6 protein-coding genes are annotated in these 8,331 nt (G+C 67.0%); 2 read left to right on the top strand and 4 right to left on the bottom strand.

Annotated elements, in window-relative coordinates; translation table 11 throughout:
• The 4 genes from AC3XYG_RS22260 to AC3XYG_RS22245 form a co-directional block, all read right to left on the bottom strand.
• A partial coding sequence (locus tag AC3XYG_RS22260) for an MFS transporter (RefSeq protein WP_489142054.1) occupies positions 1–463 on the bottom strand: 463 nt, incomplete at its 3' end.
• Between the two features lie 249 nt (positions 464–712).
• Complete coding sequence (locus AC3XYG_RS22255) at positions 713–4,063, bottom strand: hypothetical protein (RefSeq protein WP_489142053.1); 3,351 nt, start codon at positions 4,061–4,063, stop codon at positions 713–715.
• A gap of 247 nt (positions 4,064–4,310) precedes the next feature.
• Complete coding sequence (locus AC3XYG_RS22250; RefSeq protein WP_489142052.1) at positions 4,311–4,853, bottom strand: glutathione peroxidase; 543 nt, start codon at positions 4,851–4,853, stop codon at positions 4,311–4,313.
• A 204-nt stretch (positions 4,854–5,057) separates the two neighbouring features.
• Entirely contained in the window at positions 5,058–6,020 is a 963-nt protein-coding gene (locus AC3XYG_RS22245; RefSeq protein ID WP_489142051.1) for an OmpA family protein, read from the bottom strand.
• Positions 6,021–6,311: 291 nt separating this feature from the next.
• On the opposite strand from AC3XYG_RS22245, the gene AC3XYG_RS22240 reads away from it, so the two are divergent.
• Both AC3XYG_RS22240 and AC3XYG_RS22235 read left to right on the top strand, forming a co-directional pair.
• Positions 6,312–7,010, top strand: coding sequence for a DNA-3-methyladenine glycosylase I (locus AC3XYG_RS22240; RefSeq protein ID WP_489142050.1), 699 nt, complete (start codon positions 6,312–6,314; stop codon positions 7,008–7,010).
• 96 nt (positions 7,011–7,106) lie between these two features.
• Positions 7,107–8,051, top strand: coding sequence for a 2-hydroxyacid dehydrogenase (locus AC3XYG_RS22235; protein WP_489142049.1), 945 nt, complete (start codon positions 7,107–7,109; stop codon positions 8,049–8,051).
• Positions 8,052–8,331 lie beyond the last annotated feature (280 nt).

Raw genomic sequence — 8,331 nt, 5'->3', positions numbered from 1 at the left:
AGAGGATGAAGCCGCCGCCGACCCCGACCTGGCTCCAGGCGCCGTAGAAGCCGCGGCGGCCGGGCGGGGCGTTCTCGGTCGTCATCAGCACCGCGCCGCCCCATTCGCCGCCGGCGGCGACGCCCTGCAACAGCCGCAGCGCCACCAGCAGCACCGCGGCCCAGATCCCGGCCGTGTCATAGACCGGCAGCAGGCCGATGGCGAAGGTGGCGAAGCCCATGATCGACAGGGTCCAGACCAGGGCGACCTTGCGGCCCTGGCGGTCGCCGAGATGGCCGAACACCAGCCCGCCCAGCGGCCGGGCGATGAAGCCGATGGCATAGCCGGCGAAAGCGGCCAGGGTGCCGACCATCGGGTCGGTGCCGGCCGGAAAGAACAGCCGGCCGAAGACCAGCGCCGCGGCGGTGCCGTACAGGAAGAAATCGTACCATTCGAGGGTGTTGCCCACGACCGAGGCGATCACCGCCCGTCTCAGCGTCCCGCCATCGTACACCGCGGATGCGACTCCTGTTGCCTCTGCCGACATGCCCTGCCCCCCGCTTTGGACGACGGGGCGCCCCGGACGGGTGCCGGCCCGACGTCGGACCGCCGGGCCGAGTTTGGCCGTCACCGCTGTGGCGCGGTGCGGCCGTCTCCAGCCCTGGCAATTGTTTTAAGCTTAAGGGATCGTAAGCCGCATCCGGACGCAGCCGCAAGCATCCGTTGCGACGGATCAGCGTGGCCCGCGGCGGTTCGATCTCGGTTCCGCGGCGAATTCATGCAATTCCGCGATGTCGTTGGGATGAGTGATGTTGTGGTCGGCTATCACCTGATCGACGTCGCCGCCGCGCTCGATGGCACGGCGGGCTCTCAACCGCACGCCGATGGGGGCTGCGGATGGTGATGGATTCTCGCCATCCGGGCGGCTGGCTCGGGGTCTTGCCGGATAAGGCCGCCTCCGACGCCGAATCGATGGTTCCGAACGAATTGGTCCTGCCGCGGCGCCGGCGGACCCTGGCTCCGATGCCTCGGCAGCATCTGCGCCGTCTCCATCCTCGGACCCGACATCCATCTGGTCTTCTGCGGATTCGATGTCGGCCGGGTCCCGGCCTTCAGGATTGGCCAGCAAGAGCTGAAGCATGCGCCCGGCCACGGTATCGGCACCGAAGATCTCGGGGTCGATCGAGCCGTTCTCGGATAGAAGGGACAGCAGGAGCGTCCTTGCCGCGACATGACTGTCATGGCTTTCTCGCGCTCTGCTGCCGATAGACTGGACCAGCAGCATGACCGGACTGAAGCGCGGATGCTCGAGGCGGGCCTCCGGTCCACCCCAGGCGCCATATGCCAGGATGGCCGCAAGATGGCCGCGTTCCTGGTCCGTCCGGTCCTCCCATTCGATCGGCTCCGCATCGTCGGCGAAGAACGCCCCTGCCACCGCATCGGCAATGCGCAGGCGCTGCCTCGGGGTCCCGTCGTCCGGCAGTGCTGCAAGAATGGCATCTGCATTCTCACGCCACTGCGCAGCTTCCACGTGGCTCCGGATCCGGTGAATCGACTCGACATCACCGATTTCGACGGCGTCCTCCAGCGTCTCGGCGATGTCTTCGTCCGACGACGGCTCTCCCTGGCTTGCCTCGTCTTCGGACCCGGCGTTTTCCGGGTTCTGGCCATCAGGATTACCCGACAGTGAGGTCATGAATTCCGACGCCACGGCGTAGTACTCATCACTGCTGCCCATGTCACCGGTCATGTGCCGGATCAGCTGCGCGAACGGCGCGAAGCGCGGGTCATCGCGATTGAAGTCGGGGTTCACGATGTTGCCGAGCATCAGGACGGCCGCGATGCGGGCACGCTGTTCGGCGCTCCTGCTCTCCCATTCGATTGGTCCGGCGTCGACGGCGGAGAAGGCGGATGCGATCGCCGTCGCGATATCGCGACGCTGGTCCGGGATCCCATCGTCCGGCAATGCTGCGAGTATGGCATCGGCATGCTCGCGCCATTGCGCATCTTCCACGTCGTCCCCGATCCTGTGGATCGTGGCGACATCGCCGGCTTCGACGGCATCCGGCAGCACCTCGGCGACGCCGAGCGGCGGTTGTCCTGCGAGAGCCCGCAGAAAAGCCCGAAGAGCGCCGTCTCTCGGCGGCCGGCCATCAGGATCGCGCAACAGTGCCAGAACAGCGCCTCTCAGGCCAATGTCGCCTCTGGCGCCGGCGGGGATCCGGTCAGGCCCAATCGTGATGATGTCGGAAATGAACGACAGCAGGAATTGTCTCGCTGCGACGTGGCTGTCACGGCTTTCGTCCGTTCGGTTGTCGATGTCCCGGAGAAGCTGCGTGACCGGCGTGAAGCGCTGGCTCAAGCGCTGGTCGTTGAGGTCCAGGGTTGGGTCGTTGACGCCGCCGAACACCAGATCGGCCAGGAGGTGGCCCTGTAGCGCGGCCGTCCTGCCGTCCCATCCGATCGATTCCAACTCATCCGCGAAGAAGGCGTATGCGACCGATGCCGCAATGTCGCGCCGTCGATTCTGGTCCGAGTCGTCTAGCAGCAGCTCCAGAACGGCGTCGGCATGTTCCCGCCATTGGGCATCGCCGACATCGATGTAAATCCGATGGATCGCGGCGAGATCGCCGGCTTCGATGGCCTGCTGGAACGCCACGGGAATATCTTCGCCTTCGGCGGCATTCGCAGGTTGTGCCGGGTGCGACCGTATGAAGGCGACAAGCCCTTCGAGGGCGATCAGAAGTTCCAGGACCTCATCGTCCGACAAGGGCCGTTCCGGTTCTCCATCGTCTCCCGCCGGCAGTTGCGCGGCGTAAGACTCGATCACGGTCGGCTGGATCACGCCCATGCGGACCCTCTCGGTGAGGGCGACACTGCCCGGCCGGGCCAGCCACCGGTCCTGTTCCAGGATCTGAACGTCCGACAACTCCCCTCGGTCGGCGGACGCGTGGAGTCCGGTCGGTTGGATCGCGCCCATGCGGGCTCTCACATTAAGGGCGAGGCCATCACGCGAGTCGAGCCACCAGGCGAACTCCGTCAATCTGGACATGGTTTGCTGACGGTCACGTGGTTCTTGGGTGTGGCGGAGGTGCTGGCCAAACTCCTGGATCAGTGCGAAGTCGGCCAGACGCGCCACAGCCATGCCGGCGGCCGAGATGGCTTCCTCCCGGGCATCGAAGAGGTCGTTCTCGCTCCACCACGGCTCATGACGCATTGTCTGGTCTACATAGCGTTGCAGCAAACCGCGCATATCCGATCCGATCCGGGCGGACAGGTTCGGCGTGCCATCGGCCGATTCCGCTTGGCGCCGCGTATCAATCCATTGGGAGATGGCGCTGAGTTCGTCGCCATGCGTCCTGTCATCGCCGAAAGTGACCCAGCCTCTGCGGAACTGGCGGATGAGGGCGAGATCCGTGAGCAGGGGGTCGTGGTCGACCGACACCGTCGGCAGTGCCGTGTCGAGAGGCCAGGTGCCGACGCTCAGCTGGGTGCCGCCGCCGGGCTGCAGATAGAAGTTCAAGGCTTCCTGCAACGTGGTGCCAACGACCTGCTGATCAGGCCGCATGCTGTCGATCTCGCGCCAGTCGCCATGCTCGTCATCGCCGCGCAGCGCGAAGAAATGCGATGAATAGCGGTCGGTGGCCGGGTCATGCTGGGTGAGGTGGACGATGGCCCGACGCGGCCCGACGAGACTCTCCAAAGCGGCGAATGGTGGCAAAGCCGCCGTAAAATCTCTCCAGACCAAGGGGGGCAAGCCGACTCTTGCCACCAGATCGTTGAATTCCTCGATATTGACCGCGTCCTGGTCTTCGTAATTCGAAACCGGGCCGCCCATGACGGCGTTGAGCGCGTGCGAAGGGCAAGTGTTCACCCGGCTCCCGCCTCGCCGGCGGGCGAGTGCCATCTGATTTTCTTGATAGTAGGGTCCGGCCAGCGGGGTCCTGAGCGGCACCGGAATTTCGGGGCGGGCCGCCGGAATCGGCCGGGACGCGCCATTCACGGCACCTAGCCAGCCCCAGGGCAGGCCCTCGCCAGGATTTGACATCAACCTGCTCCCGACCACGCCCGCGGTTGCCGTCATGGCTCCCTGCGGTCGGTCCCTGAACCATGAGGGGTCCGGCAAACGGCTGAGACAGACCAAAGCCGAGCCCGGACGGTGCGAGGGGCCTCGGCAGTGTCAGGTGGTGACGCTCACAGGACGACAGCGCGCATCGTGGCTGGTCCCGCCCGGGTCACCCAATGCCTTCGCGTCATGGTACCAGATGCCCGCCGCATGACGGCGAATCTGACGACCGATGGCGGCGGGCCTGGCGGATCGGGGTGAGGGATCAGCGCGCCAGCGCGGCGTCGACCGCCTGGGTGATCTCCGGCCCGGTCGGCTCGGCGCCGCTGGGGAAGCTCGCCAGCAGGGTGCCGTCACGGCCGATCAGCAGCTTGTGGAAGTTCCATTTCGGCACGGCACCGGCGGCCTGTTGGGCGGCCCAGCGGTACAGCGGATGGGCGGCATCGCCGACCACCGCCTGCTTCGCCAGCATCGGGAAATCGATGCCGAAGCTGGTCTCGCAGAAATCCTTGATCTCGTCGGCCGAGCCCGGCTCCTGCGCGCCGAAATCATTCGACGGCACGCCGAGCAGGACGAAGTCCTGGCCGCGATGCTGCGTCCACAGCGCCTCCAGCCCGGAATACTGCTTGGTGAAGCCGCAGAAGGACGCGGTGTTCACCACCAGCACCACCTTGCCGGCGAAGGCATCGGCGGCAAAGGCGCCGCCCTCGATCTTCGGCAGCGGCAAAGCGGACCAGTCGAGCGGCCGGGCCGCGGCGGGGGTCGTGGTCATGATCAGCACCAGAAGCAGCAACAGGCGGGTCAGCATCGCCAGGGTCTCCAGGCCTTACCGTGTCCGGATGATACGCCGGATGCGGGGTGCCGGATGAATCCGGGATGCCGATCACGCTGCACCGCCATGCCCCGGCGCGCAAGGCCCTGCCGTTCCACTGGGGATCGGCAGGGCCTTGCCCGTCCGCATCGGAGCCGGGGATGCGGAGCGGAAGGGGGGACGTGTCCCTTCCGGTCAGCCTTAGTTCAGGACGATTTCGACACGGCGGTTCTGCGGCTCGCGCACACCGTCGGCGGTCGGCACCAGCGGGTCGGACTCGCCGACGCCGCGGACGACGATCGCATTGTCGGCGACGCCATCGGTCACCAGTTCGCGGCGAACCGCTTCGCCGCGGCGAACCGACAGCGCCTGGTTATACTTGTCCGAACCCGACCGGTCGGTGTGGCCGGTCACGTTGATCTGCGAGGCCTTGCCCTGCAGCGCGTCGGTCGCGGCAGAGTTCACGATCTGCTTGGCCTCCGGCGTCAGGTTCGAGCTGTCGAAGTCGAAGAACACGAGATAGCTGCGGGCCTGGGCGACCGGCGCAACGTCTTCCACCGGCGCCGCCTCGACATCGCCGAAGCTGTAGCGCAGGCCGACGAGGATGCTGTGGTTGTTGTTGTCGCCGGACTTGATCCGCTCGCCATTGTCCTGGAACGTCCGGCCCTGGGTGCCGAGGTAGCGGTATTCCAGGGTGGCGGCCATGCCCGGGGTGAAGTTGTAGGCCACGCCGGCGATGCCCTGATAGGCGAAGGCGGCCTTGGTCGATTCGAAGTACTGGCGACCACCGCCGCCGGCGAAGTCGGCATCGACCAGCGCCAGGCCTACACCGGCACCGACATACGGCACGAAGGGCGAGCCGAAATCGAAGTCGTAGTAACCGTTGGCCATGAAGCCATAGGTCGTCTGGTGGTTGTTGCCGTCGTGGCTGTTCTCCCGGATGCTCGCTTCCAGGTCGGTGCGAAAACCGTTGCCGAAGGCATAACCGACATACAGGTCACCGGCCGGGCCGACGTCGTAGTCGTCCTTGTTCAGCTTGTTGCCCTGTAGAAAATTGGCACCGGCGCCGGCACCGACATAGATGCCCGTCGCCTGCTGCGCCATGGCCGGCGCCGCGGCAAGCAGGGCGGCCGTTCCGGCGGCGAAGACGTAGCGTCTGTACATTCCTGGCTCCACACACATGATTGGTGGCTGGGGGATTCCCGCTCCCGCGCCTCGTCCCAATGCGACAATACCGTGACATACCTTCTTGAATGTATGTCAAAACACCGCAGGGCGACATCCGCGCACGGTGGACAAATGGGATGGGGGTCCCACGAGTTCCCTGCTTATTTTGGGCTGGGAATCGCCGGTCAGCCGGTCGTTTCCGGAGCTTGCAACGATCCCATCGCCGCCAGTTCTGCATGACGGTACAAAGGCAGCGGCGCCGGATGGTGCGCAACGGAGGGCCGGCGGATGCGGGATTTCGGCGACATCATTGCCCTGGCGGCGGATCGCAAGGGCGGGATTGCAACACTCGAGGCGAAGATCGGCGAGACCCCCGTGCTCGACCCCGGGGCGATCGCGGCCCAGCCCGATGACCGCATCCTGTCGGCGATGACGCGGCGAATCTTCAACGCCGGCTTCTCCTCCCGCGTGATCGATTCGAAATGGCCCGCCTTCGAAGCCGCGTTCGAAGGATTCGATCCGCATGCCTGCGCCTTCATGGCGGAAGACCGCTTCGATGCGCTGACCAGCGACAAGGGCATCGTCCGCAACGGCGCCAAGATCCGGTCGGTCCAGGCCAATGCCAAGCTGGTGCTGGAGCTGGCGGCCGAACGCGGCAGCGCCGCCCGGTTCTTCGCCGAATGGCCCGACAGTGACTATGTCGGCCTGCTCGACCTGCTGAAGAAGCGCGGCAGCCATCTCGGCGGCGACTCGGCGATGCGCTTCCTCCGGTCGATCGGCAAGCCGGCCTTCGTCACCTCCTACGATGTCGTCGCCGCGCTGATCCGGGAGGGCGTCATCGATCGCGCCCCGGGCGGCAAGCGCGACCTCGCCCTGGTCCAGGCGGCGTTCAACCAATGGTCAGCCCAGTCCGGGCGGAACCTGACGGAGATCAGCCGGATCCTGGCGATGAGCATCGACGTCGACCGCGGCCCCGGACCGCACTGAGCGCAGATCGGGTCCTCCCGGCACGCAGGGCCCGCGCCTCGTCCGCCACCAGGTCCCGTGCTACCACGATGGAACCCCGACGATGGACCCAGACCCGTGCCCGAAACCGTCCTGAACCTTCACCCCGGCATGCCGGAGGCGTCACTCCGCCAGCTGCGCGAGCGCTTCGACCTGATCGAACGGGCCTTTGCCGGCATCGCCGCCGACCCGCTGCCGCAGGCCGACCGCATCCGCGGCGTGGTCACGATCGGCGTGATCGGCATCGACCGGGCGCTGATCGAGCGGCTGCCCAATCTCGGCATCATCGCCTGCTACGGCTCGGGCTATGAGCGGATCGACGTCGCCGCGGCGCGGGAGCGCGGCATCGTCGTCACCAGCAACATCGGCGCCAATGCCGCCTGCGTCGCCGACATGGCGCTGGCGCTGCTGCTGGCCAGCGTCCGCCGGCTGGGCGAAGGCGAACGCTTCCTGCGCGCCGGGCGCTGGACCCGGCCGGCCGCGCCGCCGGAGCTGATCTCGACCGGCATGGCCGGACGCCGGGTCGGCATCCTCGGCCTCGGCTCGATCGGCGAGAAGGTCGCGCGCCGGGCGGCGGCCTTCGACATGGAGGTCGCCTACCACAACCGCCGGCCGAAGCCGGACGCGCCCTGGGCCTATCACGACACGCTGGCGTCGCTGGCGGAATGGGCCGACATCATGGTCGTCGCCTGCCGTGCCGACGAGAGCACGCGCGGCATCGTCGACCACAGCGTGCTGGCGGCGCTGGGGCCACAGGGCCATGTCATCAACATCTCGCGCGGCGAGGTGGTGAACGAGGCGGCGCTGATCGCGGCGCTGGAATTCGGCACCATCGCCGGCGCCGGGCTCGATGTGTTCGAGCACGAGCCGGCAGTGCCGGAGGCGCTGATGCGGCTGGAGAATGTGGTGCTGGCGCCGCACATCGCCAGCATGACCCAGGCCGCCCATCGCGAGATGTGCCGGATGACGATCGAAAGCCTCGACAATTTCTTCGCCGGCCGGCCCCTGACCAAAGCCCGCTGACGAAATCGGCGGCTCAGAGACTGTTTGGAAATGCGCTGGCGTGAGTCGGCTGGCGGTGGTTTCGAGAACCGGAGCGCAGCGGACGTTGGTCCGTGAGCACCGGAAGCGGAGAAACCGCCGTCAGACGGCCGCGCCAGTAGCGTTTACAAACGGTCTCTACGCAATCACCCGCCGGGCCAGGGCCAGGTCGATGTTGCCGCCGGTCAGGATCAGCCCGACCCGCTTGCCGCGCATCCGCTCGCGCTCCTGCAGCAGCGCGGCCAGCGGCGCCGCGCCGGCG

The sequence above is a fragment of the Inquilinus sp. genome (genome assembly GCF_057815775.1).
The sequence above is the reverse complement of the archived record's forward strand: the minus strand, read 5'-3'. Positions and strand labels throughout refer to the sequence as shown.